25 protein-coding genes are annotated in these 24486 nt (G+C 45.7%); 17 read left to right on the top strand and 8 right to left on the bottom strand.

Annotation, left to right across the window (positions count from 1 at the left end; all coding sequences use genetic code 11):
- Window positions 1–45: 45 nt before the first annotated feature.
- Entirely contained in the window at window positions 46–708 is a 663-nt protein-coding gene (locus V4C51_RS00275; RefSeq protein ID WP_330924016.1) for a methylated-DNA--[protein]-cysteine S-methyltransferase, read from the top strand.
- Window positions 709–750: 42 nt separating this feature from the next.
- Here V4C51_RS00275 and gltS read toward each other — a convergent pair whose 3' ends face one another.
- The 3 genes from gltS to V4C51_RS00290 all read right to left on the bottom strand — a co-directional run bounded on the left by gltS (window position 751) and on the right by V4C51_RS00290 (window position 3831).
- Window positions 751–1950 carry a sodium/glutamate symporter gene (gene gltS / locus V4C51_RS00280; protein ID WP_330924018.1) on the bottom strand — a complete coding sequence of 400 codons (1200 nt, stop codon included), beginning with the start codon at window positions 1948–1950 and terminating at the stop codon, window positions 751–753.
- Window positions 1951–2718: 768 nt separating this feature from the next.
- Entirely contained in the window at window positions 2719–3105 is a 387-nt protein-coding gene (locus tag V4C51_RS00285) for a hypothetical protein (RefSeq protein ID WP_330924020.1), read from the bottom strand.
- A 159-nt stretch (window positions 3106–3264) separates the two neighbouring features.
- Window positions 3265–3831 carry a hypothetical protein gene (locus V4C51_RS00290; RefSeq protein WP_330924022.1) on the bottom strand — a complete coding sequence of 189 codons (567 nt, stop codon included), beginning with the start codon at window positions 3829–3831 and terminating at the stop codon, window positions 3265–3267.
- Window positions 3832–3922: 91 nt separating this feature from the next.
- On the opposite strand from V4C51_RS00290, the gene V4C51_RS00295 reads away from it, so the two are divergent.
- The 5 genes from V4C51_RS00295 (at window position 3923) to V4C51_RS00315 (ending at window position 6843) form a co-directional block, all read left to right on the top strand.
- Window positions 3923–4195: a hypothetical protein gene (locus V4C51_RS00295; protein ID WP_330924024.1), complete on the top strand. Its 273-nt coding sequence runs from the start codon at window positions 3923–3925 to the stop codon at window positions 4193–4195.
- A gap of 139 nt (window positions 4196–4334) precedes the next feature.
- A complete protein-coding gene (gene panB, locus V4C51_RS00300; RefSeq protein WP_330924026.1) occupies window positions 4335–5132 on the top strand; it encodes a 3-methyl-2-oxobutanoate hydroxymethyltransferase in 798 nt (265 codons plus the stop codon).
- Window positions 5133–5148: 16 nt separating this feature from the next.
- Window positions 5149–6000 carry a pantoate--beta-alanine ligase gene (gene panC, locus V4C51_RS00305; RefSeq protein ID WP_330924028.1) on the top strand — a complete coding sequence of 284 codons (852 nt, stop codon included), beginning with the start codon at window positions 5149–5151 and terminating at the stop codon, window positions 5998–6000.
- Window positions 6001–6039: 39 nt separating this feature from the next.
- Entirely contained in the window at window positions 6040–6420 is a 381-nt protein-coding gene (gene panD, locus V4C51_RS00310; RefSeq protein WP_330924030.1) for an aspartate 1-decarboxylase, read from the top strand.
- 21 nt (window positions 6421–6441) lie between these two features.
- Entirely contained in the window at window positions 6442–6843 is a 402-nt protein-coding gene (locus tag V4C51_RS00315) for an SMI1/KNR4 family protein (RefSeq protein ID WP_330924032.1), read from the top strand.
- A gap of 166 nt (window positions 6844–7009) precedes the next feature.
- Here V4C51_RS00315 and V4C51_RS00320 read toward each other — a convergent pair whose 3' ends face one another.
- Together V4C51_RS00320 and V4C51_RS00325 are read right to left on the bottom strand one after the other, a co-directional pair.
- Window positions 7010–7840 carry an ABC transporter permease subunit gene (locus V4C51_RS00320; RefSeq protein WP_330924034.1) on the bottom strand — a complete coding sequence of 277 codons (831 nt, stop codon included), beginning with the start codon at window positions 7838–7840 and terminating at the stop codon, window positions 7010–7012.
- Window positions 7837–8760 carry an ABC transporter permease subunit gene (locus V4C51_RS00325; RefSeq protein ID WP_330924036.1) on the bottom strand — a complete coding sequence of 308 codons (924 nt, stop codon included), beginning with the start codon at window positions 8758–8760 and terminating at the stop codon, window positions 7837–7839. Before V4C51_RS00325 ends, V4C51_RS00320 begins: the two co-directional genes overlap by 4 nt.
- Window positions 8761–9663: 903 nt before the next feature.
- Here V4C51_RS00325 and V4C51_RS00330 point away from each other — a divergent pair.
- Complete coding sequence (locus tag V4C51_RS00330) at window positions 9664–10389, top strand: putative adhesin (protein ID WP_330924038.1); 726 nt, start codon at window positions 9664–9666, stop codon at window positions 10387–10389.
- A gap of 476 nt (window positions 10390–10865) precedes the next feature.
- Window positions 10866–11576 (top strand): putative adhesin, encoded by a 711-nt coding sequence (locus tag V4C51_RS00335; protein WP_330924040.1) that lies wholly within the window; start codon window positions 10866–10868, stop codon window positions 11574–11576.
- 108 nt (window positions 11577–11684) lie between these two features.
- On the opposite strand, the gene V4C51_RS00340 is transcribed toward V4C51_RS00335, so the two are convergent.
- Window positions 11685–12827 carry an ABC transporter ATP-binding protein gene (locus V4C51_RS00340; RefSeq protein ID WP_330924042.1) on the bottom strand — a complete coding sequence of 381 codons (1143 nt, stop codon included), beginning with the start codon at window positions 12825–12827 and terminating at the stop codon, window positions 11685–11687.
- A 728-nt stretch (window positions 12828–13555) separates the two neighbouring features.
- On the opposite strand from V4C51_RS00340, the gene V4C51_RS00345 reads away from it, so the two are divergent.
- On the top strand, window positions 13556–14044 hold the full coding sequence (locus tag V4C51_RS00345) for a winged helix-turn-helix transcriptional regulator (protein ID WP_330924044.1): 489 nt from the start codon (window positions 13556–13558) through the stop codon (window positions 14042–14044).
- A gap of 6 nt (window positions 14045–14050) precedes the next feature.
- Here V4C51_RS00345 and V4C51_RS00350 read toward each other — a convergent pair whose 3' ends face one another.
- Complete coding sequence (locus V4C51_RS00350; RefSeq protein ID WP_330924047.1) at window positions 14051–14410, bottom strand: PilZ domain-containing protein; 360 nt, start codon at window positions 14408–14410, stop codon at window positions 14051–14053.
- Window positions 14411–14583: 173 nt separating this feature from the next.
- Between V4C51_RS00350 and V4C51_RS00355 the strand changes: the two genes are divergently transcribed.
- Genes V4C51_RS00355 through V4C51_RS00370 form a run of 4 tightly spaced genes read left to right on the top strand, consistent with a single transcriptional unit; the run spans window position 14584 to window position 18841 of the window.
- Window positions 14584–15630: a Leu/Phe/Val dehydrogenase gene (locus V4C51_RS00355; protein WP_330924049.1), complete on the top strand. Its 1047-nt coding sequence runs from the start codon at window positions 14584–14586 to the stop codon at window positions 15628–15630.
- Between the two features lie 43 nt (window positions 15631–15673).
- Window positions 15674–16777, top strand: coding sequence for a pyruvate dehydrogenase (acetyl-transferring) E1 component subunit alpha (pdhA, locus tag V4C51_RS00360; RefSeq protein WP_330924051.1), 1104 nt, complete (start codon window positions 15674–15676; stop codon window positions 16775–16777).
- On the top strand, window positions 16770–17762 hold the full coding sequence (locus V4C51_RS00365; RefSeq protein ID WP_330924053.1) for an alpha-ketoacid dehydrogenase subunit beta: 993 nt from the start codon (window positions 16770–16772) through the stop codon (window positions 17760–17762). The genes pdhA and V4C51_RS00365 overlap by 8 nt, the downstream gene beginning before the upstream one ends.
- Window positions 17762–18841, top strand: a complete 1080-nt coding sequence (locus tag V4C51_RS00370) for a dihydrolipoamide acetyltransferase family protein (RefSeq protein WP_330924055.1) — start codon at window positions 17762–17764, stop codon at window positions 18839–18841. Before V4C51_RS00365 ends, V4C51_RS00370 begins: the two co-directional genes overlap by 1 nt.
- Window positions 18842–18916: 75 nt before the next feature.
- Here V4C51_RS00370 and V4C51_RS00375 read toward each other — a convergent pair whose 3' ends face one another.
- Entirely contained in the window at window positions 18917–19366 is a 450-nt protein-coding gene (locus V4C51_RS00375; protein WP_330924057.1) for a hypothetical protein, read from the bottom strand.
- A gap of 651 nt (window positions 19367–20017) precedes the next feature.
- On the opposite strand from V4C51_RS00375, the gene V4C51_RS00380 reads away from it, so the two are divergent.
- The 4 genes from V4C51_RS00380 to V4C51_RS00395 all read left to right on the top strand — a co-directional run.
- Window positions 20018–21370 (top strand): protein kinase domain-containing protein, encoded by a 1353-nt coding sequence (locus V4C51_RS00380; protein WP_330924059.1) that lies wholly within the window; start codon window positions 20018–20020, stop codon window positions 21368–21370.
- Between the two features lie 324 nt (window positions 21371–21694).
- Complete coding sequence (locus tag V4C51_RS00385; protein WP_330924061.1) at window positions 21695–22225, top strand: hypothetical protein; 531 nt, start codon at window positions 21695–21697, stop codon at window positions 22223–22225.
- 450 nt (window positions 22226–22675) lie between these two features.
- The gene (locus V4C51_RS00390; RefSeq protein WP_330924063.1) at window positions 22676–23203 is read left to right on the top strand and encodes a hypothetical protein; all 528 of its coding nucleotides are present in this window, start codon (window positions 22676–22678) and stop codon (window positions 23201–23203) included.
- 509 nt (window positions 23204–23712) lie between these two features.
- The coding region (locus V4C51_RS00395; protein WP_330924065.1) for an FkbM family methyltransferase at window positions 23713–24486 on the top strand (774 nt) is incomplete at its 3' end.

Raw genomic sequence — 24486 nt, forward strand, 5'->3', positions numbered from 1 at the left:
ACTGCTTCTCAGTATTGTAGCCTGTGAAAACAAAGGTAATACCCTATGGAACGTTTTAGGTACATCTCAAGAACCGGCGATGGGGCCACTGATACTGTTTCCCCGTCGGGCTTTGGCGCCAGTGACCGGGTATGCGAGGAAACCAGCTCCGGCATTGGCTCGCCGCCAAAGTGTTACAAGGTGGCAGATGTTGCGGGCGAAACCATTGCCTACACCTGTCGTCATACCGCCCTTGGTCTGATGATGATGGCTGCCACAGAAAAAGGAATTTGCTTTGTACAATTTGGTGATGATCAGGCACCTCTTATCACACAATTAAAAAAGGAATTTCCCAAAGCGGTATTCAGTGCCTCTCCACCAGAGAAAGCCCCAAGGCTAAACAGCTGGATAAAAGCACTGAAACAGTCCATCAACCAAAACACCCCTATACCGGACTTACCACTGGATATGCGCGGTACAGCTTTTCAAATAAAGCTCTGGCAGTTTCTATTGGACACATCCGCAGGAGAAGTAATGAGCTACAGCGATTTAGCGACACGCGCTGGAAACCCAAAAGCTTTCAGGGCAGCCGCCTCCGCCTGCGCAAAAAATCGAATCAGCGTGTTAATTCCCTGTCATCGCGTGTTAAAGGGTGACGGTAGCCTGGGTGGCTACCGCTGGGGGCTGAAGCGAAAGCAAGCATTACTGGATGCTGAAAGGCATGATTAATTGCCGCAGACAAAAATGCTCTCAGCATGCGTCAGTAAATGATTAATTGAGCATATCCATAAACAGTTGCAATACCACACTATTAGCGATATCAACAAAGAACGCGCCTGCCAGTGGCACAACCACAAAGGACTTAAGAGATGCGCCATAGTGCTGTGTCACGGCAGTCATATTTGCCATTGCGTTAGATGTCGCACCCAAACCAATACCCACAAAACCAGAACTCATAACAGCCGCATCATAATCTTTTCCCATCACCCGGAAAACAATAAAGTACACAAACAGCAGGATCATAACAGTCTGGACAGCCAGAATAACCAGCAGTGGGCCAGCCATGGCTGCCAGTTCCCATAATTTCATAGCCATCAAGGACATAGCCAGGAACAATCCCAGTGACACATCGCTGATCATTGCCAGAGAAGGTGTAGCACCTGACCATTGCAGTCGGGGAACAATCAAGGGCAGTAAATTGGTAATCAAAATACCCGCAAACAGGCAACCAACAAACTCGGGCAGAAATAAACCATTGCTCGAAGCATAATCGGAAATATAACTACCCAGCACCATCGCAAGTACAATCATAAACAGCGCAAACATCGTGCTCTGGGCATCAATCAGTTCATGCTCTTCGTTGAAGCGGCTACCGATGGTAATGTGCTCTTTGCTGTTGGACTTCAGCTTGTATTTTCGAATCAGTCGCTCTGCCAGTGGGCCACCGGTAAAGCCTCCCAGCACCAGACCAAACGTGGCAGCAACGGCACCCAGTTCGACCGCATTCTCAACACCAAAGGCCTCTTGCAATTGCGGTGCCCAGGCAATAGCCGTACCGTGCCCACCAGTGAGGGAGATAGAGCCTGCAATCAGACCAACGACCGGGTCAAGACCGAGCATTGACGCTATGGTAATACCCATGAAATCTTGCAACAACAGCAGCACAATCAGTAAACCGAGGAAAACCATCAGTGCACGCCCCCCCTGTATTAACGTGCTCAGTCGAGCAGATAAGCCAATACTGGAATAAAAGGCGAGTAAAAGCGCTGAACTCAACTCGGAGTCAAAAGAGAAGCTAATACCCCGCATATGCAAGATGGCAATAATAATGGATACAAACAAGCCGCCCGTGACAGGCTCTGGAATATCATAATTTCTGAAAAAAGAAACCTGTCTGTTGATTAGCTTACCAACAAACAATACGACCATAGCAAGTAGTAATGTAGTTAGAGTGGAAACTTCAACAATCAATTCAAACTCCTAGTGTAAGTTATTCGGCTGGGAAACTAACACATCGCAGCAGCGTCGTCATTTTCTAACAGAAAAAAAATTAAGTGATTTACCGAATTGACATATAAAAAACACGGATGGTAACGAAGCCATCCTCAGTGAAATCACCAACAATTACTTCGATTTACATGCAGCCCTTCGAACAGTGTTCAGGCAGAATAACCTTGAAAAAAACAGCGAATAGCCAGGAGCCTGTCGGACTTATGCTTTCGAGCATAGAATTCAGTAGGGCGAGTCAGAATTTTCGATCAATTTGCGCGAATAGTTGACCTGTTTAAGCAAATTGATCGGAAATTCTGGCCGCACTTTTTCACACTTTCTCGCACTTTCTCGCACTTTCTCGCACTTTCTCGCACTTTCTCGCACTTTCTCGCACTTTCTCGCACTTTCCTGGATTTTAGGCCGAAACTGTCTTAGAAGCAGTCTTAAAAGTCTGCCCGTAGCGAGGACTGCGAGAAATGGAGGATAAAAAGTCGCTTTTGTAAGGAGAATAGCGGGACTATTTGACGAACAAAAGCGACTTTTTAGACCCATTTATCGTAGCCGCAGTAGGAGCATGACTTTTAAGACTGCTTCTTAAGTCCGACAGGCTCCCAGCTACTGCCAAGCAGTTTCAGCGTTCAAGCCGGTAGAACCAATGATAATGTTCAGGCGGCAACATCTGTACTTTGACGTTACTTGAGCGCAGCTGCACAGCCTACTGACAGACTGTGCAAATATTTCCTTGATTCACTGGATTTCAGCAAACAACTGGTCATGGTCACAGGTAAACAATTGTTGTCGTGTTTTGTAATCGTTCTCTTGATCCAGGCGGAATTCAGTATAACGATAGAGACTGTCCCTGCAATGGGTATCTCCCATTTGCCCATAAGCGATTCCAAGCAGAAAACTGCTTTGCATAAATCGACTGATAGCTTTTTGCGTATCGGGGTAGCTTGATAAAGCAGATTCTGCCAACTCAAAAGCAGCCCCCAGGTAAGGAATCGCCTGCTCAATTTGCCCGCTTTCTAAATAAAACTCTGATGCATCAAGCCAGGAAAGCCAATAGTAATCAAGGCGGTCGCTCTCTGAGGTTAACCACTCCTTGTGCCCAGGGCATAAGTAGGAATGTTTCATACAAATTTCCTCTTGAATCTTGGGTTAAGCTTTCGAGCATGAAATTCAGTAGAGCGAGTCAGATTTTTCGATGGATTTGTGCGAATAGTTGACCTATTTAAGCAAATTCATCGGAAAATATGGCCGCGCTTTCTCGCGCTTTCTCGCGCTTTCTGGATTTCAGGCCGAAATTGCCTTAAGTCCGACAGGCTCCCAGGCGCGGTGAGAGTCAGAAGAAACGGAGGATAACAACAAGCGGGCTTTTTTTAGCGGTTCTAAAAAGTGATCGATATGCGCTGTATTGAGGTATCTCATACAACCAAGAATCCATGTGGAAATACCAGGTGCCGGCAATTCACTGTACAGCCTGCTTTTTGTTTTACTCAAAATAGCGCGCATGGCCTCTGTATTACCGATACTCTGGTAGGCATAAGCCAACTTAACACTGCTATAAGTCAGTCGACTGACAGCAATTTGTTGATTACAGCGGTAACATGAAAGTGTTAATTCTGCCAACTCAAACGCATACGTCAGTGACTTAATAGCCTTATCTGTACGACCAAGTGTCAGTAAATAGTCTGCTGCTCTTATCCAGGTCAGCCAGGTTACTTCGTTAGGATTATCATTAAAAAGTGCTCTTGCACGCAGCTTGTTGCTCGAAGTGAACATGTTCATGGCATCTCTCCACTGTTCTGCCTTCTGATAATAGATAATAACAATTATCATTTGCAACAATAATTCACGCATTCCATTGCGCCTACCCTCACAAAAGCCAAACACGGCCGCCACAGGGCACTACAATGAAACAATAGAAACCAACAAACATGGATGAACATCAATGTCAGAACAACAGGATTACACCCCCAAAATAAAACAGGCCGTAGATCAAGGCGCGTCTATGGCTGAGGCTATTTTAAAGGTTTTTGACGACTTGCCGTTGCTTCATCACGAATCCACCATTAACACCATTTTGGGCAATTACTCCGCTCAGGATCTACAAAATGGCAGTGATTACTTTTTTTTAGATGGCAGCCGCCTGAACATTGACAGTCAGTGTGACTCTATGACCGCAACAAAGGGGATAAACCGGGGTAACCACACACGTCACTAAGCCAATGTAAACACTTTTTATTTTTTAACCACCTTATTAAATCTCTGCCTTTCATGAAAATATGACCTTTAACTGACACAATCAACCAGTTTACGTATACTCTGCCTCATTTTAGATTGAGATGTAGGGATTCAAGCCTGTGGTAAAAAAAATAACGCTTAACAGCCTAGCCTCTATGAAACATTCAGGTGAGAAAATCACCATGATAACAGCCTATGACGCTACCATGGCAAACATTGCCAGCAACAATGGTATCGACATTTTGCTGGTCGGCGACTCATTAGGAATGGTCTGCCAGGGTGAAAGTTCGACGGTACCTGTCACGATTGAGGAGATGTGTTACCACACTCGCTGTGTCAGCAAGGCAAGTAATGATGCCATGGTTCTTTCTGACCTGCCTTTTGGGAGTTGCGCCACTGAAGAGCAGACCATTTTAAATGCCATTAAACTGATGCGGGCTGGGGCAGAAATTGTCAAGCTTGAGGGCGACCGCTGGTTAGCCCCTGTGATCACCCGCCTGAAACAACAGGGAATACCTACCTGTGTCCACATGGGCTTGACACCACAGAGTGTCAATGTCTTTGGGGGATACAAAGTACAAGGTCGTGACCTGGAGCAGGCGAACAGCATGATCGCATCAGCCATCGAACTGGAAGCAGCAGGCGCCGCGATGCTTGTACTCGAGTGTATCCCTGTAACGCTGGCAAAAGACGTGACCCGCTCAGTCAGCATACCCGTTGTAGGAATAGGTGCCGGCCCCCACACTGATGGTCAAGTGCTGGTGATCTACGACATGTTAAACCTTACGGCAGGAAAGCTTCCCCGCTTTGTCAAAAACTACATGGCTAATGCTCACACCCCCCAAGAAGCCATTCGCCTTTATGCCGATGAAGTAAGAACCTGCCGGTTTCCTGCACTTGAACACTGTTTTGAGTAACTTATCAAGGCCTCCCATGAAAATAATCAACACGATTGCTGACATTCAGCATTATGTTGCCGCAGTAAAAGCAACGGGAAAGCGTGTTGCCTTTGTCCCCACTATGGGTAACCTGCATAAAGGGCACCTGAGTTTGGTGAAACAGGCAAAGTTGCTGGCGGATGTTGTTATCGTGAGCATCTATGTTAACCCGCTGCAATTTGGCGCTGATGAAGATTTTGACGCCTACCCAAGAACCATGGAGCAGGACTGTGAGCAACTGATCGCATACAATACCGATGTACTCTACGCAGCCGCCTCCGATGAAATTTATCCTGAAGGCAGTGAAAAACATACCCACGTGAGTGTCGACATCCTTGACTGTATGCATTGCAGCAACACTCGCCCGGCCTTTTTCCGTGGTGTTGCCACCGTTGTTGCCAAACTCTTCAATATCGTCCGCCCCGATGTCGCAGTGTTTGGTGAAAAGGATTATCAGCAACTGACCATTGTCAAAAAAATGGTCAGTGATATGTGCATACCTGTTGAGGTGATCGGTGCCCCCACTGTCAGGGAAAAAAGTGGGCTGGCGATGAGTTCTCGCAATAACTATCTGACGGATACCGAGCGCCAGCACATTGCGCCCGCCGTCTATCGGACTTTGTTACAGGCCAGAGAAGCCATTGTGGCGGGTGAGCGTGACTACCAGGCTGTGCGCGCGCGCGCCTTTGCCAGTTTGTCTGAAGCCGGTATCAAACCTGATTATTTTAACGTTAGTCATCCTTTGACATTACAGCCAGCGGAACCTGATGAAAAAGACCTGGTCATCCTGGCAGCCGGATATTTAGGTAAGGCGCGCCTGATTGATAACCTATACTTCAGCATCTGAATACCAGTGCCTCTTATTTGATCAACACAGGAGAAGCCTATGCAAAATATCCTACTGAAAGCCAAGCTGCACCGGGCACAGGTAACTCATGCGATGTTAGACTACGAAGGTTCATTATCCATTGACAGTAATCTGCTGGAGCTGGCCGGCATGCATGAAAATGAGCAAATTCAGGTCTACAACATTAATAATGGTGAGCGCTTTACCACCTATATTATCAGTGGTGAGCCTGGCTCTGGCATCATCTCCGTTAATGGAGCTGCTGCCCATAAGGTAACAGAAGGTGACATTATCATCGTCTGCGCCTATGGCATATACGACGAGAATGAAATCAAAGACCATAAGCCTCGCCTGATTTATATGGGTGAAGGAAACAGCGTGAGTCATACGGCAAACGCTATTCCGGTTCAATTAGCCTAATAGCCGTCATTAAGGTAACGAATGGAAGACACCATTGAATTACTCAGGGAGCAAGCCGTTGATGTGCCAGTCCCCCTGTCTTTACCCGATGAAGACGACCTGGTCAGTATTGAGGAGGAGCTACTGATTCCCCTCCCTTATGACCTTCGCCTGTTTTTACTGGAAGTGAGCAATGTTGTCTATGGCTCCCTTGCGCCTGTAACCATCACAGATCCCCATGCCCATACCCATTTACCCGATGTCGCCTCTGTGGCCTGGGACTTGTATGTTCCCCGACATTTAATTCCGGTGTGCCAGGATGGCGATCGTTATTACTGCATCAGTGAAGAAGGCCAAATCTCACTGTGGTCTGCTGAAGGAGAAGCAGAGGAAACCTGGCGTTCTTTGTGGCTGTGGGTGAGAGATATCTGGCTGAACAGTTAAGTGCTTATGTCAACAGAACCTAGGAGAGCTTTCTGGCAAGGGGCGGCAGTTTAGCCGTATCAGTGTCACCGATACTGCATGCGCTGCCATCATATCCTTGAACCTCAATTCAGCAAAAATTGCACGAAAAAGGCAGTTAATCTGCTTAACGGCGAACTCCCCCCTTTTATTGACTATGGTATTTCAGCAGTGCCCCCTGCCTTTCTTTTTCGGCGCGCCGCATGAGCCACCAGCCAACAAATGCCGCCATAGAAACAACCAAAATAATCAGCGTGGCCAATGCATTAATTTTGGGGGATATGCCAAGGCGGACTGATGAAAACACGACCATCGGTAATGTTGTGGCACCCGGACCTGAAACAAAGCTGGCAATCACCAGGTCATCCAGCGACAGTGTAAAGGCCAGCAACCAGCCCGCGGCTAACGCTGAAAACAACGACGGAATGATTATCAGGAAAAACGTTTTTAACGGTGTAGCGCCCAAGTCCAATGCGGCCTCTTCAATAGACTGATCCACTTCCTGTAATCGTGAACCAACGACAACAGCCACATAAGGTATGGAAAAAGTGACATGGGCGATCCATATCGTCATCATCCCCCGTTCAACTGGCCAGCCTATCCAGTCAGAGAGCGTGACAAACATTAGCAATAACGATAAGCCGGTAATCACCTCAGGCATAACCATAGGGGCGGTGACCATTGATGAAAAAGCGGCTTTACCACGAAAGCGCCGAAAACGCGCCAGGATAAACGCCGCCATGGTGCCCAGAATCAAGGCCATACAGGCATTATAAAAGGCAATTCGCAGGCTCATCCAGACTGCGCTGATAAGTTGTTCATCCTGGAATAGCTCACTGTACCACATGGTGGAAAAGCCAGCCCAGACAGTCACCAGTCTTGAAGCGTTAAACGAGTAGATGGTCAGCAGTAGCAGGGGCAGGTATAAAAACAACAATCCCAGAATCAATATAGCGTTTGAGAAACGAGCTCGCCTCATCCTGCTGTCTCCTTCATTCCTTTGCTTTGCTGGTGGTTAAACCAGATGATAGGGATACACAGCAGCAACAACATAACCATAGCCAGGGCGCTGGCAAGGGGCCAGTCACGGTTATTGAAAAACTCCTGCCATAATACTTTACCGATCATCAAGGTGCCTGGGCCACCGAGAAGTTCAGGTATTACATATTCGCCCACCGCCGGGATAAACACCAGCATCAAGCCCGCGAAAATGCCTGAACGGGACAGCGGTAATGTGATAGAAAAAAATGTGCGCCACGGTCTGGCACCCAAATCCTCAGAAGCCTCAAGTAACGAGGAATCTATTTTGACCAGATTGGCAAAAACTGGCAGAATCATAAACGGCAAATAAGCGTAGATAATCCCAATATATACGGCAGTACTTGTATTTAAAATAGACAGTGGTTGATCAATCACACCGAGCCATATCAGCAAGTTGTTCAGTAATCCATTGTTTTTCAAGATCCCCATCCAGGCATAAATGCGGATTAAAAATGATGTCCATGAGGGCAACAGAATCAGAATTAACAGTATTATTTGTCGCTGTTTTGACATGCGTGACATGGCATAAGCCATGGGGTACCCCAGTAGCAGGCAAAATACCGCCGAAATCAAAGCTATCTTGACAGATGAAAGGTATGCCATCAGGTAGATGGGATCATCTGCAAGATAGAAATAATTACCCAAATTCAGGTTGATAGAAAGTATGCCATCAAGATATTCAGTAATTTGTGTATAAGGTGGTATCGCTATATCAGCCATGGAGAAGCTGATTTTCAGTACAATAATAAAAGGGATCAGAAAGAACACCACTAGCCACAGATAGGGAACGCCAATGATCAAACGGCGTCCCCAAAGGGCCTTGAAGGCTCTCACCCAATCTACCAATAACGCTTGCATTGTTTCACTTCCTGCTAAGATATATTCGATGTATATAGTGTGTATAAGATTATGTAGGAGCGTGTATTAAAAGTCATACGTCTAATTCAGTGGTTATATACGACTATAATTGTTAAAAACTTCTGCTAATGGACGCGCAAAATCCAATGTTATTCTCTACTATTCACAAGCCTTACTCCGGTTAGTCTGTTAAGGTAGTCGCTGAGAGTTGTCCGAAAATAACCTGCCGATTACTTAACCCGAATGTTTCGTAAACTTCCCTGAAGATCGCGAAGAACATTGTGGCTCTGAGGAATTTTGCGATGGAGCGCCGTACTGGTGTATACGGTCAACTGAGCATAAATTTCTCATAGCTGCAAGGGGCAAGGGGGATCAGGGGCATGTTTATGAAATATCCGGGTTAAACCATTCCTACTCTGAATTGAAGCTGTCGCAGTCAGGGGATAGATATATTATATTGACAGGATTTATTTTTACTGGCGACCTGTTTTATTAACACTGGCGAGGGAGAGCGGGACAGGGCAAGATAGCTGCCCGGATATTTTTTAGAATTGTTACAAATCGTCAGTAACGAGAACGACAGAAGGCTCATCAATCATTTGTACGTACTGTCCTATGATTTCTCCACACGAAAGCCGTCAATTTTCTAACCAGATTCTTATATCAACAGAACCTGAATTTATCCACAATCTGTTTGAGGAGGGATTAAAAAAAGATTAAGAAAAGATGAGAAAAATGAGCAAAGATGAGAAAGATGAGTAAAGATATAAGAGCTTAAATGACAGTATTTATGACAGTGCCTCTTATTGAAGCTGCTTCGTGATACTGGTACTCAAGTTAGTGGTGTTAGTTTACAGGAGGTTTTTCAGGTTTCCCGGGGTTTTGCAGAGGAGGTGGTTAAACATGCCTAAAACACGGACTCTTACCAGAGAAGCAACGGTACCGCATCCCGTACCATTATCGCGCCTTATGGATGATTACGATGTTCAGGTAAAAGTGTTGGAGGGAAAATTAAAACTGTATACCTACCCCTACCCTTTTCAAAGTGAAGTAAAAAACGCAATCCTTTGTTGTCACGGTGGCATTGAAGGCGACTCCTTGTCCTCTTTGACTATGAGGACTTTACTGAATCGGGGCAGTCCCCGGTTCACGGTGCCTCCGTGGACTTTTCTCTGTTTTTACGCGCCACATGACAGCTTGTTACAATGGTCCATTGGTGATGAACCGAGGGTTCTCACCGAATTTATGACGAATGTAAACACGCCTTTTGAAATCATTCCGCCCCAGGCCAGCTCGTATGATTACCTGTTGCAACCCTGGAAGTCGGATGAATTTGCTAAAAATGAAGATCAGATAAAAAGAGCCTTAGCAATGACACGGCTAGGGGGTATTTTCGAAAAACCACCAGCGGTTCTTTTTGACTTTATTACCCTCAACCCTTCATGGATGTTTCCTACAAGGAGCGCCACTCTCAAGGAAGTGCTTGATATATTAGCCAAAACTGGGCACCTCTACAGCAAGATTCACTATTTTTCCTGCCGCTACGTGTTCGACAGGCGCGTGGAAGACAGCCAGCTTTATCTACCCGTTCGGCCATTCAACAAAGATATAGCACCGATACCACAATGATGGACGCAACCCCGGGAAAACCCACGAGTATAACTGGTCAGACGCTATACCAACAGGACCTGCTGATTTTTTCAATTAACGGTTCAGTAGTATACCAATCGACTCTTGTAATTGCGCTTTATGCTGCCAGCTTCAACGCGGGATTTCCCCTCAGGTGGCCGACGCAACAAGAGATTTAGACATTTAGAATTGTTACAAATCGTCAGTACCGAGAACGACAGAAGGCTTATTAATCATTTTCAGGAACTGCTCCATGGGTTCTACAGCATGAAAACCTCCAGTTTTCTGACTATAATTATCCACAATTTGATTGAAAAACTTAAACGACAGTAATTTTATAACTGCCTCTCTTGTGATTAAATCATTAAATTATTAAAGCTATTTGGTAATACGGTTACTCAAGTCAGTGACATTCAGTGACATTAGCTTACAGGCAATTTTTTAGGATTTATTAGCATTTTTCAGTGGAGTCAAGTATGCCTAAAACACACACCATCACTAAATCACCAACGACGTCTAATCCAATACCAGTATCGTGTCTTATGGATGAAAACGACACTCAGGTAAAATTACTGGAGGGGAAATTAAAGCTGTATTCTTATCCTTATCCTTTTCAAAGTAAGGTAAGAAACGCAATCCTTTACTGTCACGGTGGTATTGAGGGCGATGACTTGCCCTCTTTGACCAAGCGGGCTTTACCGAATAAGAGCAGTCCCCGATTCAAGGTACCTCCGTGGACTTTTCTCTGCTTTTACGCGCCCCATGAAAGTATACTATTTGCATCTGATAGTGACCCCAGACTTTTGCGCACATTTATGACGTACCCGAACTCCCCTTTTGAAATAATTACCCCCGAGGCGAGCTCGTATGATTACACGTTAGCCTCTTGGAAACCGGATAAATTCAGTGAAAAAGATCAGCAAATCAGGGATGCCTTATCATTGGCACGGTTAAGCGTCACCGAAGGAACACCAGCGGTTTTTTTTGATATTATCACGTTGGACTCATGGTCTTTCAAAAAAACGGTGACGCTCCAGGAAGCCCTTAATATATTAGCCCGAACCGGGCATCTCTATAACAAGATTCACTGTTTATTCTGCCGCTATGTGTTCGGCAGGCACATGGCAGACTGCCAGAGGTATTCCCCCATACGGCCAGCCAACCGAGACGTTGCGCCTATGCCATAAATGCCATAAATGCCATAACCAAGAGACAACTTACCGCAAACCCGCAATACGGCATAACCTGACAGATGCTCCGACATATCCTCTTAAATCGTCAGTACTGAAATTCAATCAGCTATTGAGAACGACACCGCTGTTCGGCTCCCAGCTCACATACACTTCGTCATCCCATGTAGGGTGATCAGCGCTTCTTTCGGTATTGGCCATGTTGGACTGCACAATTTTCCCCGAGGGAAGCTTAATGTGATACACCGAGTGGGCCCCCAAATAAGCGATGTCATGGACTGTCCCTTTTGCCCAGTTGTGCTCACCCTCAGGTTTCTCCCGCTGCATGACGGTTTTTTCCGGGCGCAGGGCATACCACACCTTTCGCTCTTCCAGTGCCGATGTGATTCCGTGTCCAACATAGACAGGCTTGGCAAGATCACCGGACTGAATCAGCACATGATCTGCCGCTTCATCAATGATTTCTCCTTCAAACATATTCACTGAACCAATAAAACTGGCCGTCATCCGGGAGTTAGGATTTTCATAAATATCCACAGGTGTTCCAACCTGGACAATCCACCCGGCATCCATAATGCCAATACGGTCAGCCATGGTCATCGCTTCTTCCTGATCGTGGGTCACCATAAGACAAGTGACGCCCACTTCCTCAATAATATCCACCACCTCAAGCTGCATTTTGGATCGAAGCTTTTTATCCAGTGCCCCCATTGGCTCATCCAGCAACAGCAGCCTGGGTTGTTTCGCCAAAGAACGTGCCAAAGCCACCCGCTGGCGCTGACCACCAGAGAGCTGATGGGGCTTTCGGTTACTGAAACGGTTCATATGCACCATGTTCAGCATATCCTTGACCCTCTGCTCTATCTCACCTCCAGGTAGCCGATCTTGTTTTAGCCCAAATGCTACATTTTGTGCCACCGTCATATGGGGAAACAAAGCATAAGACTGAAACATCATATTAACGGGCCGCTTGTAGGGCGGTAGTCGGCTAATGTCTTTCCCATCGAGATAGATACTGCCCGAGCTCGGTGTATCAAAACCTGCTAACATGCGCAGCAATGTTGACTTGCCTGAACCAGAGCCACCGAGTAAAGCAAAAATCTCGCCCTTGTTAATGGCCAGGGAGACATCATCAACGGCAACGACACTGTCAAAATACTTTGAGACATGGTCAATTTTTAACAGTACCTCATCTTCGGGTGAGACCGGGGACGGGTTATCCCCATTGAGGCCAGCAACAGCAGGCATGAGCAGTACTCCATTAACAGGTATTGTAAGACTCTGTTGATATATTTATGCAACCTCAGCTATTAAAGACTACTGACGTTTTATGGCCTGGGAGCCTGTCGGACTTATGCTTTCGAGCATAAAATTCAGTAGGGCGAGTCAGAATTTTCGATCAATTTGTGCGAATAGTTGTGACCTATTTAAGCAAATTGATCGGAAATTCTGGCCGCGCTTTCTCGCGCTTTCTGGGTTTTAGGCCGAAATTGTCTTAAGTCCCACAGGCTCCTGGTTCTGCTACTACTGCCCAAAGGCACAGGACTTGACACACCTGGGTAGAAACCATCTTAGTGGGTTTGCTGAACATGCAATTATATCAACATGGACTAAATGCCGAGTGTCGCATTGTCTCTGTTTTTTTCACCCTTGAACATCCCCTTGAGATAAATCACGATACAGCCCCAGATCAGTAGTAGTAAACAGTCCTTTTAACGGATATTTCAGATATCTTCTCTCCTTCTGACTTGAAGAATAAAGAAATGTAACCTACCCTCGAATCCCCAAAGGTAATCTATTTAAAGGCTTTCTTGCTTGAAAACAGGAAATAAGGCGCCTCTTGTCATTAAGACTTTAGTCCCTTATTTTTGAGCGCCAGTAAAAAGCCCTAACAGACTCATTGCTTGGCGGCCACCACCAGCTTTTCAATATGAACAGCGGTAGCCGCTAACAACTATCACAATGTTGTAAACACCATGAGAAGTCGAAAAGAAATTGTACGCCAACTTGATCGAATTGATCTCAGCATATTAAGAGTTTTGCAGGAAAACGGTCGTATTTCCTATGTAGAACTGGCTGACAGGGTAGGATTAAGCACAACCCCCTGTATGGAGCGGGTAAAGCGTCTGGAGCGTGAAGGAATCATTCTGGGCTACAGCGCACGCCTCAACCCTTCTTGTCTCAAGGCAGGATTATTAGTGTTTGTTGAAATAAGCCTGTATAACAAGTCGGACAATATTTTTGAAGAATTTCGCCGAGCCGTCATCGCGCTACCAAACGTGCTGGAGTGCCACCTTGTATCAGGCCAGTTTGACTATCTGGTCAAAGCCCGAATATCAGAGATGGCATCTTACCGGGAGCTTCTGTCCGACATTCTGCTAAAGCTGCCCGGCGTCAGGGATTCAAAAAGCTATGTCGTAATGGATGAACTCAAAGAGACGTTGAGCCTGCCAATAGCGGAATAACGCCACTCATTGGCCAGCAACATTGTAATCGCGAATGAAGTAGCTCAGCGCGACAGCATCTTGCTCCTGAATATCAGACAAAGCAAACCCTGCCGCGTACTGTGATTTTTCATTCAGTCCCTTACACCAGACACACTGGGCAGTGACTGACACCTTGTGAGTCGCCGCCTGTGGCCCTGGGAGCACCAATGTGACATTACGAATATCTGATGGCCGAATTCCCCGTGAGGTTAACAGGCGAAAACCGCCCTTTGATACATCCTTGAGCATGCCAATGATCATGCCAGTATCGTTATCGATCACCTCAGCTGGCTGATCCAGCTGTTTACGGGGAAACCGGCGCTTTTCCTGTACGCAACTTTCCATAGCCGTTTCCTCTTAGTTTTTTCTTTGTTATTTCTTGCCTGTTCTCAGCCAACAAGATAACCAGTTTTCGCTTTAAAAACAAAATCACAAAAACAACCACTTGACAACGCAATACAACATACCTTGTAATTCAGTGTGAGCCTAAATTCCTGAACCACTCGGAGGATCCCGATATGTTCAGTCAAATAATAGAGGCACAGGTTAACGACCTTCATTTTAAATTTGATGAGGTCAGCGGCCTACGATCGATTATTGCCATCCATAACACACAACGCGGCCCTGCCCTCGGTGGCTGTCGTATTATTCCTTACTCGTCCTCACAAGACGCGATAAGGGATGCTATTCGTCTTGCCAAAGGCATGAGCTACAAGGCAGCACTTGCCGGACTCAGCCTTGGCGGCGGTAAAGCCGTTATTATGGAGCCCGAAGAACCTTACTCAAGGAAACAACTTTTTACTGCTTTTGGCCGGTTTGTGGACGAACTCGGTGGCCGCTACATTACAGCCATGGACAGTGGTGCCACTATAGAAGACATGGATGTGATTGCCCAACAAAGTCCACACGTCACCTGTACCTCTTCTACTGGAAGCCCGGCCCCCTTCACTGCCAAGGGTGTTTTATTTGGCATTGAGGCCTGCCTGAAATCCCTCCCGAAGCTCTCTGGCTCCCTGTCAGGCCTGTGTGTTGCCGTTCAGGGATTGGGTAACGTGGGTTATGAGCTGTGCGGTCTACTCCACCAGCGAGGCGCTCGCCTGATTGTTGCTGATATTGATGAAAACAAAGTCAACGCTTGCGTTGACCTGTTTGGGGCAGAAGCTGTCAGTACTGACACTATTCACAAAGCCTCCTGCGATATTTTCAGCCCCTGCGGACTTGGCGGTATTCTCACCGAACAAAGCATATCAGAGCTACAGTGCCACGCTGTTGCGGGCGCAGCCAATAATCAGCTGTTAACACCTGAGTGTGGCTACCTGCTTTTTCAACGTGGCATCCTTTACGCGCCAGACTACCTGATTAATGCCGGTGGCTTGATTTTCGTTGCTATGGAGCACCAAAGGTGGAGCATGGAACAAGCAAGCCTACACGTTCAAAGGATTGAGCAAACACTGCTGAAGATCTTCAAAAAAGAGCAACAAAGTGGACAGCCCAGTAACATTATTGCCGATCAAATGGCTAATGCTATTCTCTTTGATCGTTCTTCCAGTCAAACGAGTGCCTGATAACCCATTTGTTGAATGAGTGATTATGTTCAAAGAGGTCTTTATGCCTGACAAAAGTTCGTTACCTATTCCCCTGGTCCGTTACCTTGATGAAGAGGGCGAAATTCTTCAACCGCTTCCTGGTTGGTCTGAGGATGGCAAAATACTGGAAAACTATTATCGCCATATGGTGATCGCCCGACAAAGCGACCTGAAAGCAGTCGCTATGCAACGAACGGGTAAGATGGGTACGTACCCCTCTTGTCTGGGTCAGGAGGCCATCAGTACGGTTTACTCGGCACTGCTTGAAAAAGACGATGTCCTGGTGCCTTACTACCGTGATCTCCCCGGTCTTATGGGACGTGGCGTCCCTGTGAGTGATGTCTATCTTTATTGGGGAGGGGATGAACGCGGCAGCGCTAATCCCGCCTGGAAGCAGGACTTTCCTAACTGCGTGCCCATAGCGACACAAGCAGGCCACGCTGCCGGCGTGGCAACCGCCTTTAAGATTCGCCATGAATCCCGTGTTGTTTTATGTGCCCTGGGTGACGGTGCAACCTCCAAGGGAGATTTTCTCGAAGCTCTGAACCTCGCTGGTGCCTGGCAACTGCCTGTGGTCTTTGTGATTAACAACAATCAATGGGCCATCTCTGTGCCCCGCGCTATTCAATCTGGCGCTCCTACGCTGGCACAAAAAGGGATTGCGGCGGGTCTTCCCTCTATCCAGGTGGATGGTAATGATGTCATCGCGCTGCATGAAGTGCTGACAGAGGCCATTGAGCGAGCCAGAAGTAATAAAGGCGCAAGTGTTATAGAGGCGATTTCATACCGCCTGGGAGACCATACCACCGCTGACGATGCCAGCCGTTACCGCAACAGCGAAGAGCTCAATGCAGCCTGGCGGAAAGAACCGATTAAACGATTGAGAAACTACCTTTTTCACCGGGGTTTATGGGATGAGGCCAAAGAAAAAAGCCTTAAACTTCACGCCGATAAACTTGTAGAAAAATCCGTCAAAACGTATACCGAAACGCCCCTTCCGACGGTTGCCGATTTATTCGATTACCAATACGCTAATATGCCCCCCTCCCTCGAACAACAAAAACAGGCGGCTATTATCCGGGCAAAGGACAGGGCTGAAATGAATGGAGGTTCGCCACATGCCTGATCCCATTACTATGGTAGAAGCTGTCAATCTGGCCCTTGATCATGCGATGAAAAAGAACCCCGATGTTGTCTTGCTCGGTGAGGATATTGGGACCAACGGCGGGGTGTTTCGTGCCACTCAAGGCTTAAGGGATAAATACGGATTAAAGCGAGTAATGGATACGCCTCTGGCAGAAACCATGATTGCCGGGATCACTATTGGTATGGCCTCACAGGGGCTAAGACCGGTGGCTGAAATCCAGTTTATGGGATTTATCTATCCCGCCATGGAGCAGTTGATTTGCCATGCCGCACGCATGCGCAACCGGACACGGGGACGGCTAACCTGCCCGATGGTATTACGCGCGCCTTTTGGGGGAGGCATTCACGCGCCTGAGCACCACTCTGAAAGCACTGAGGCACTGCTTGCTCACATTCCGGGGTTACGGGTTGTCATTCCGTCTTCTCCGGTCAGAGCTTACGGTTTGCTGATGTCAGCAATCAAAGAACCCGACCCGGTCATATTCCTTGAACCTAAACGCATCTACCGCGCCGTCAGGCAGGTCGTTGATCAATCAACACCGGCATTGCCCCTTGATACCTGCTTTACCCTGAAAGAAGGGCGCGATATCACCCTGGTCAGCTGGGGCGCCTCCATCAAAGAAACACTGGAGGCAGCCAGGGAGCTAGAAGTTAACGGCATTTCAACAGAGGTCATCGACCTCGCCACCATCAAACCCCTCGATATGGCCACCTTGCTTAGCTCAGCGCGTAAAACCGGTCGTTGCGTTATTGTTCACGAAGCCTGCAAAAGCTTTGGTGTGGGCGCTGAAATCGCCGCGCAACTGAATGAACACGCTTTCAACGATCTTCGTGCTCCCGTTGAGCGCGTCACCGGTTTTGATACAGCCATGCCTTACTACCGTATGGAGAGTCACTATATTCCAGGGTCAGATGATATTGTAAAAGCCGCTATCAAAGCCCTTGCTTTCTCGGGAGACGCATAATGACAATTTTTTATTTACCTGATTTGGGCGAAGGGATTCCAGAAGCTGATATTGTTCAATGGCATGTTAAAGAAGGCGACACGGTCAAAGAAGACCAGGCCATGGTTTCTGTTGAAACAGCTAAGGCCGTGGTTGACGTGCCTTCACCTGTCACAGGAACCGTTGCCCGTTTACACGGTAAGCCCGGTGATACGATTATGACAGGCGCTCCCCTGGTGGAATTTGACTCAGATAATGAGGATACCGGCACTGTCGTTGGCAAACTCACGCAGGAAAATCAAAACCCGGAAGAAGAGGATAGCTTTATCATTGGCGCTGCACCTGACTCAACCGCTGAGCACGCACCGCCACCTTCACAAGGCATCTCGGCACTGGCTGATAAATACGGTGTTAACCTCGGGTCACCGGCCCACAAAAACGGCCACAGCACTATCAAGACCTATCCGCTGAAAAACCCTGAGTCCCTCAAAGGTGTTCGCAAACATATGGCAAGGACAATGGCCGAGTCCCACGCAAGCGTTGTGCCCGCCACCTTGTTTGACGATGCTGATATTCATCACTGGTCTGAAAAAGAAGACATTACCGTTAGACTCATTCAGGCCATTGTTGCTGCCTGCAAGGAAGAACCTGCCCTCAATGCCTGGTTTGATGGTGCCAGTATGAGTCGGGAAGTTCACCAGAGCGTCAACCTTGGTTTAGCCATTGACAGTAAAGACGGACTCTTTGTCCCCGTTATACAAGCAGCGGAACATCAAAATGCACAGCAGCTTCGCCAGCAAATCAACCGCTTGCGCGAAGGGGTCAATAATCGTTCTATTCCACCGTCTGATTTACAGGGCGCGTCCATTACCCTTAGCAACTTTGGTGTTTTTGCCGGCAGCTATGCGACACCGGTTATCGTGCCACCAATGGTTTGTATCATCGGTGTGGGAAAATTACGTCATCAGATTGTTAGTGTCGATGGAAAAGCTGTCAGCCATCGACTATTACCACTGTCTCTGACATTTGACCACCGTTGCGCAACAGGTGGTGAGGCTACCCGGTTCTTGCACGCACTGATTCAATCTTTGCTTAAATAACCAATAATTATCTATCCTGTGTGTTATAAAAATATATACAGGGTAGATCGCTACCATCTAAAAATACGCTAACCCCTAAAGAAAAGCATTTTTTTCCCGCACGGGGCAGGTGAGGGGCTTGATTCGATCAAAAAACGGTCTTTTACATTCGTTCAGCGCATAACTTATTCGAATACCCTCGGACAACACCGCGCCTTGGCGTGAATGTATTCTGTGAGGCTCAGCACCGAGTCGCAATAACCGCTCAACGAGGTGCCTGGTCATCACGCTACCCTTTTGACCAGACCACTCAATATGAACCACCGCCTGTGTCAATGGACCTTTATAACTCACACTGTAGTCATCCAGCCTTGACTGAAGGGCTTTTACCGAATCACCCCCTGCCGGAAAATCGGACTGCGTATTGATGACGGCACCAGAGAAGGCAACATAACCATAGGGTTTTATCCCATGACTATTAGCGCCGATGATCAAAACAATACAAGCGAATACTGATAAGAGAAAACGAGAAATAGTGAGTATCATTATTATATCTCTACGGTCTATGAGCCTGTCGGACTGATGCTTTCGAGCATAAAATTCAGTAGGGCGAGTCAGAATTTTCGATTAATTTGTGCGAATAGTTGACCTATAATAGTTGGCCTATTTAAGCAAATTGATCAGAAATTCTGGCCGCTCTTTCTCGCTCTTTCTCGCTCTTTCTGGAATTTAGGCCGAAATTGTCTTAAGTCCGACAGGCTCCTGGTTAACTGACGCTAATCTTTTTGCTGCATGACGTTACGGGTTTCATATCCTCTGAATGTAAACCTGGTCGAGGAGTATAACCCCCAATCCCTACAATAATTCATTGCAATAAAACTAACCGGACAACATTGTTATTATTTATTTTTGGTGATGTAGAATCAATATAATACGTCTTATGACGTATTAAACCCATTTTAAAAACCTGACTCAGGCTCTGTCTCAAAATAACTTCCGTATTTGACAAAGTTTATGAATGCTACCTCCTGCTCAGGGTTTTGTCACTGCGGTGCATTTATGCAACATTATTCACCAGCGACTTTTCCAACGCGCAAAGAACACCCTGAAAATAATCACATTATCACCCTACTTCCTATATTTTTTAACCCCCATGTCGATAAGTTATTCTATTATCTCAACTAAAATTGATTACCGATGAAACCAATCAACCCTCATGCCTCAAACCCTCTCACCAAGCCTTCTGAAAAGGAGGTAAACACCGATACTAACGAGGCTGACTGGCAGCATAAAAAAGTAACCAAGGCCCCATCTGCGTTAAAATATACCCCAACAACCAGAAAAGAATCGGGTTATCGAAGCCTCAGTGACTCGTCATCGAGTCGCTCCGTTTCACCCACTTCTGATACCGAAATACATCTGACTGGGTCAGAAGAGTTAGAAGATTCAGTTTTTCTTGATAATAATGATAACGCTATGCTGGGCAAAAACGCGTCAATCACTAAAACATTGGGGTACGGTGCCACCGCTATTGTGGATCTGGTTGAACAAACAGATAGTGATGGCAACTTGGAAAAGTTTGCCCTGAAAAGACCGAAAAACACCTCCCATCAAAATACAGGTGAAAAGCTGCTACGCCGGGAAGCAGAGATAATGAACAAAGTGGGCGATCACCCAAACATTGTCAAGTGTTATGGTTTTCATGAAGTCGATAACCACTCAGGATTGCTTTTTGAATACATTGATGGGCAAAATATTGAAACCCTGACTATCACACTCATGCACCAACTGAAAACAGGGGCCATTACTCACAACGAGTTTTTTAACGCCTATGCCCATCTGCAAAAACAACAACTGTCTGCATTGGCACACCTGGAAAAACAAGGCATTGTTCACTCTGATGTTAAACCATTTAACTGTATGTTTGACAAAAATACCCAAAGTGTTATGCAGCTGGACTTTGGACAAGCGACAGTTGCAGGAAACAGATTGCACTTTGGTAGTGAAGATTTTTCCGCACCAGATACGTTCAAACTGCTGAAAGACCTGAACGCAGATGTTCCAGCAAAAACGGCAGACGACGCTTTTTCATACGGTCAGGCCCTGCACAGAGTTCTCAAAGAGCTGGAAACCGGAACGGCGGCCAGCTTTTGTCACGATGCCGACTTATCTGGTTTTTCCAGCTCAGAGCGAAACGCCAGAGCACGGGCAATTTCCCTGGCTTTGGAGAAATACGAAACGATAAAGCCTGATAACACCTATCACAAAGCTATAGCTGATGATGAAAAAAGTCTGGAACAACTAAGACTGAGAGTTGCCTCTACAACACACCCCACTATTCAAGACTTCGATACACTAACCGAAACGGCTGATGCCTTAAAAAATTATATTGACCCCATGGTTCGCTTGATCAATGGTCTTTTACACCCCAATCAGTCATTACGCGCCCTTCCTTCCCAAACATTGCACCATAAGTGGTTTGAGCACTGTATCTTCAGTTCTGAAGAAGCCAAGAAAACCCAGGTTTTTGCTGTTAACAACAAAGCATAACGCTTGGTATAACCTTTGAAGCAGGTTTACACCATTCGACTCTTCGGCAAGCTCAGAGTTCAGGGTGAACGAAAATCGGAAAGTTATTTTTAGACTGCTCCTAAGTGAGAGCTTGGATCGGAATAGAGGCTGAGAGTCATTAGATATGAGCCGCTTATGCCATTATGGTTCAAAAATAAGGCAGAAACTATCAAGGTCATAGAATAAACTAATCAAAGACACAGTGCTCTGATTACTGACGACCTGTTTTGGCATACAAATTAGTGAGGGGGTTATGTGTCTCATTTCATTCGTCGAACTCACGTTAAACAGCAGGAGGACATTATGGGCATTAAATCTGTCTTACGCGCTGGAGGTTTGATGACAATCAAACCGGTTGTTTTTATTACTGGGCTCTTGACCTTATTCATCATGACTAACGCTTATAGCTTGAATAAAAACCTTGATATTGCTAATCTGATATCCCCAGATAACCCACATTACTCGAAAAGTGGCTATACACTTAAAGCCAGTGGCCACGGGTACTGCATGTACGGCGTTTATAATCCGGCTTCATGCACTGTTACTTATGATTTAAAGCATTTCAAGGTTTGTCATGTTGTCATACATTATGCGGCTTCACTCAAGGATTGGTGTGCATTTAAGCAAAGCACCCAGGATTTTAACCTTATCAACAATGATACAGGCAAAATCGTCGCTTCGTTTCAATGGTACAAAGCAAACGGTGGAAGCCCGCTTATAAAAAACGTCAAGAATCCTGAAAATATTATGGCAAATATAACGGATAAACCTTTTTTTTATTGGATGGAAAACAAAGTAAATGTCAGTGCTCACTCACGAGGACTTATACGTTGATGGCGGCAGAAACCCTGTAGCTTACTGGCATGTTAAGCCCGGAAGTATCAGTGCAAAAGAGCGTTATCAAGTTTATGCCTTTAACGACCCGATGGTGCTCAGGAGCAGTCTAAAAATAAATTCCCGATTTTCGTTCACCCTGAGCCGAAGAGTCAAACGGTGGTGGCGGCGAGCTTCGACAGGCTCAGCCCGAACGGCAAACTGGGAAGTTATTTTTAGACTGCGCCTAAGTGAGAGCTTGGATCGGAATAGAGGCTGAGAGTCATTAGATATGAGCCGTTTATGCCATTATGGTTCAAAAATAAGGCAGAAACTATCAAGATCATAGAATAAACTAATCAAAGACACAGTGCTCTGATTACTAACGACCTGTTTTGGCATACAAATTAGTGAGGGGGTTATGTGTCTCATTTCATTCGTCGAACTCACGTTAAACAACAGGAGGATATTATGGGCATTAAATCTGTCTTACGCGCTGGAGGTTTGATGACAATCAAACCGGTTGTTTTTATTACTGGGCTCTTGACCTTATTCATCATGACTAACGCTTATAGCTTGGATGAAAACCTTGATATCGCTAATCTGATACCTCCAAGTAACCCACATTACTCGAAAAGTGGCTATACACTTAAACCCAGTGGCCACGGGTACTGCATGTACGGCGTTTATAATCCGGATTCATGCACTGTCACTCATGATTTCAAGCATTTCAGGGTTTGTCATGTTGTCATACATTATGCGGCTTCACTCAAGAACTTGTGTGCATTTAAGCACAGCTCCCAGGATTTTAACCTTATCAACAATGATACAGGCAAAATCGTCGCTTCGTTTCAATGGTACATACGCGGCGGAGCCCCGTATATAAGAAACATCAAGAATTCTGAAAATATCATGGCAAATATAACGGATAAACCTTTTTTTTATTGGGTGGAAAACAAAGTAAATGTCAGTGCTTACTCACGAGGACTTACGCATTGATGGCGGCAGAAAATTTTGGTAGCAAGTGATCTTTGCCGTATTCCCGTGCTGATCATGGATGTGAAGAAAGCCTTGACGGTGGATATCCACTGTCTCTGGCCTTTTTCAATGAACACCGTCCGTTGGCTTCAACTGCACACATAAACCCGGTTTGATCGTTTTTTATCGTCTCACTCGTCGCACTCACGTTAATCACCTCATATCTAACCTCTTTCAAGTGGCAACGCAAAAATACGTATTACTACTTATTTTTATTCAACCTTACCTATGGTTTTATTAATCATGCCATTACAGAGTACTAGCTATTTTTGGTAATTTAAAAAAGGATATAATAATGAAAACAACAGAAAAAAAAATAGATCCAAAGAAAGTCTTTTCTCTCACAAGAAAGAGCACTCCTTGCCTGAAAACAGTTGATAATTAAGCCTATAACCTCACCCCACCGGATTTTAGGTGGGGATTAAATTGTATAGAGATTGATTTAGTACAGGTAACAAAGGGGGGCTACAGTGAAGTTAAGTAATTTTTTGGATAATTTTGAACCAATAAAAATTCTTGATATAGGTTCAAAAGCTTACCTATCAAACTCACAAAACTATCATAAACTGAGTCACTATAAATCAATAGGAATCGACTTTTATAATGAGGAAGAGTTAAGTATTTCTCTTAAAAAATCAGGATTTGATAATCTAATCAGCGCTGTGATTGGAGACGGTAGCACCAGAGAATTGAATATCTGTGAATTCGAGTCTTGCTCCTCTCTTTTAAAACCCAACCAAAGACTTTTATCAAATTTTCAACATTTATCAGAATGGCTAAAAGTAAAAGACAAAACCTTAGTAGAGACAGAAAAATTAGATGATATCAAGCTACCCTTTCAGCCTGACTTTATAAAATCAGATATACAAGGATCTGATATCCATGCTATTAATTATGGTAAAGAAACTTTTTCTACCGCAGTAGCTGTTGAAATCGAAGTCGAGTTTATTCAGCAGTATGAAAACCAACCCCTGTTTTCGGAAATAGAGCTGTTATTAAGAAAGCAAGGATTTATCTTTCATACCTTTACAGGGTATGGTTCACGTTTATTAAAACCTGCTAACGATGAAAAAGATCCTTATCGAACGCTGAATCAGTGGATGTGGTCTCACGCTGTTTTTTTTAAAGATTTTTTGAATAAAAATATTTCTGAAGAAGAATATTTTAAGGCTCTTAATGGATTCCGGGGAGTCGTCAGAAATACGGTTTTCCCGACTACAAAAACCGAGTGTTTCAACGTAAAA

Origin of the sequence: Candidatus Sororendozoicomonas aggregata (genome assembly GCF_031528575.1) — a bacterium.
GTDB lineage: Bacteria > Pseudomonadota > Gammaproteobacteria > Pseudomonadales > Endozoicomonadaceae > Endonucleibacter > Endonucleibacter aggregata.

What these genes read in the sequence shown, in the direction of transcription:
- V4C51_RS00275 (WP_330924016.1), top strand. Translation starts at nt 46, where the DNA reads ATGGAACGTTTTAGGTACATCTCAAGAACCGGCGATGGGGCCACTGAT.
- panC (WP_330924028.1), top strand. Translation starts at nt 5,149, where the DNA reads ATGAAAATAATCAACACGATTGCTGACATTCAGCATTATGTTGCCGCA.
- V4C51_RS00355 (WP_330924049.1), top strand. Translation starts at nt 14,584, where the DNA reads ATGTTCAGTCAAATAATAGAGGCACAGGTTAACGACCTTCATTTTAAA.
- V4C51_RS00335 (WP_330924040.1), top strand. Translation starts at nt 10,866, where the DNA reads ATGCCTAAAACACACACCATCACTAAATCACCAACGACGTCTAATCCA.
- V4C51_RS00340 (WP_330924042.1), bottom strand. Translation starts at nt 12,827, where the DNA reads ATGCCTGCTGTTGCTGGCCTCAATGGGGATAACCCGTCCCCGGTCTCA.
- V4C51_RS00390 (WP_330924063.1), top strand. Translation starts at nt 22,676, where the DNA reads ATGGGCATTAAATCTGTCTTACGCGCTGGAGGTTTGATGACAATCAAA.
- pdhA (WP_330924051.1), top strand. Translation starts at nt 15,674, where the DNA reads ATGCCTGACAAAAGTTCGTTACCTATTCCCCTGGTCCGTTACCTTGAT.
- V4C51_RS00350 (WP_330924047.1), bottom strand. Translation starts at nt 14,410, where the DNA reads ATGGAAAGTTGCGTACAGGAAAAGCGCCGGTTTCCCCGTAAACAGCTG.
- V4C51_RS00385 (WP_330924061.1), top strand. Translation starts at nt 21,695, where the DNA reads ATGGGCATTAAATCTGTCTTACGCGCTGGAGGTTTGATGACAATCAAA.
- V4C51_RS00370 (WP_330924055.1), top strand. Translation starts at nt 17,762, where the DNA reads ATGACAATTTTTTATTTACCTGATTTGGGCGAAGGGATTCCAGAAGCT.
- V4C51_RS00285 (WP_330924020.1), bottom strand. Translation starts at nt 3,105, where the DNA reads ATGAAACATTCCTACTTATGCCCTGGGCACAAGGAGTGGTTAACCTCA.
- V4C51_RS00365 (WP_330924053.1), top strand. Translation starts at nt 16,770, where the DNA reads ATGCCTGATCCCATTACTATGGTAGAAGCTGTCAATCTGGCCCTTGAT.
- V4C51_RS00330 (WP_330924038.1), top strand. Translation starts at nt 9,664, where the DNA reads ATGCCTAAAACACGGACTCTTACCAGAGAAGCAACGGTACCGCATCCC.
- panD (WP_330924030.1), top strand. Translation starts at nt 6,040, where the DNA reads ATGCAAAATATCCTACTGAAAGCCAAGCTGCACCGGGCACAGGTAACT.
- V4C51_RS00295 (WP_330924024.1), top strand. Translation starts at nt 3,923, where the DNA reads ATGTCAGAACAACAGGATTACACCCCCAAAATAAAACAGGCCGTAGAT.
- V4C51_RS00375 (WP_330924057.1), bottom strand. Translation starts at nt 19,366, where the DNA reads ATGATACTCACTATTTCTCGTTTTCTCTTATCAGTATTCGCTTGTATT.
- V4C51_RS00325 (WP_330924036.1), bottom strand. Translation starts at nt 8,760, where the DNA reads ATGCAAGCGTTATTGGTAGATTGGGTGAGAGCCTTCAAGGCCCTTTGG.
- V4C51_RS00345 (WP_330924044.1), top strand. Translation starts at nt 13,556, where the DNA reads ATGAGAAGTCGAAAAGAAATTGTACGCCAACTTGATCGAATTGATCTC.
- V4C51_RS00380 (WP_330924059.1), top strand. Translation starts at nt 20,018, where the DNA reads ATGAAACCAATCAACCCTCATGCCTCAAACCCTCTCACCAAGCCTTCT.
- V4C51_RS00315 (WP_330924032.1), top strand. Translation starts at nt 6,442, where the DNA reads ATGGAAGACACCATTGAATTACTCAGGGAGCAAGCCGTTGATGTGCCA.
- V4C51_RS00320 (WP_330924034.1), bottom strand. Translation starts at nt 7,840, where the DNA reads ATGAGGCGAGCTCGTTTCTCAAACGCTATATTGATTCTGGGATTGTTG.
- V4C51_RS00290 (WP_330924022.1), bottom strand. Translation starts at nt 3,831, where the DNA reads ATGCGTGAATTATTGTTGCAAATGATAATTGTTATTATCTATTATCAG.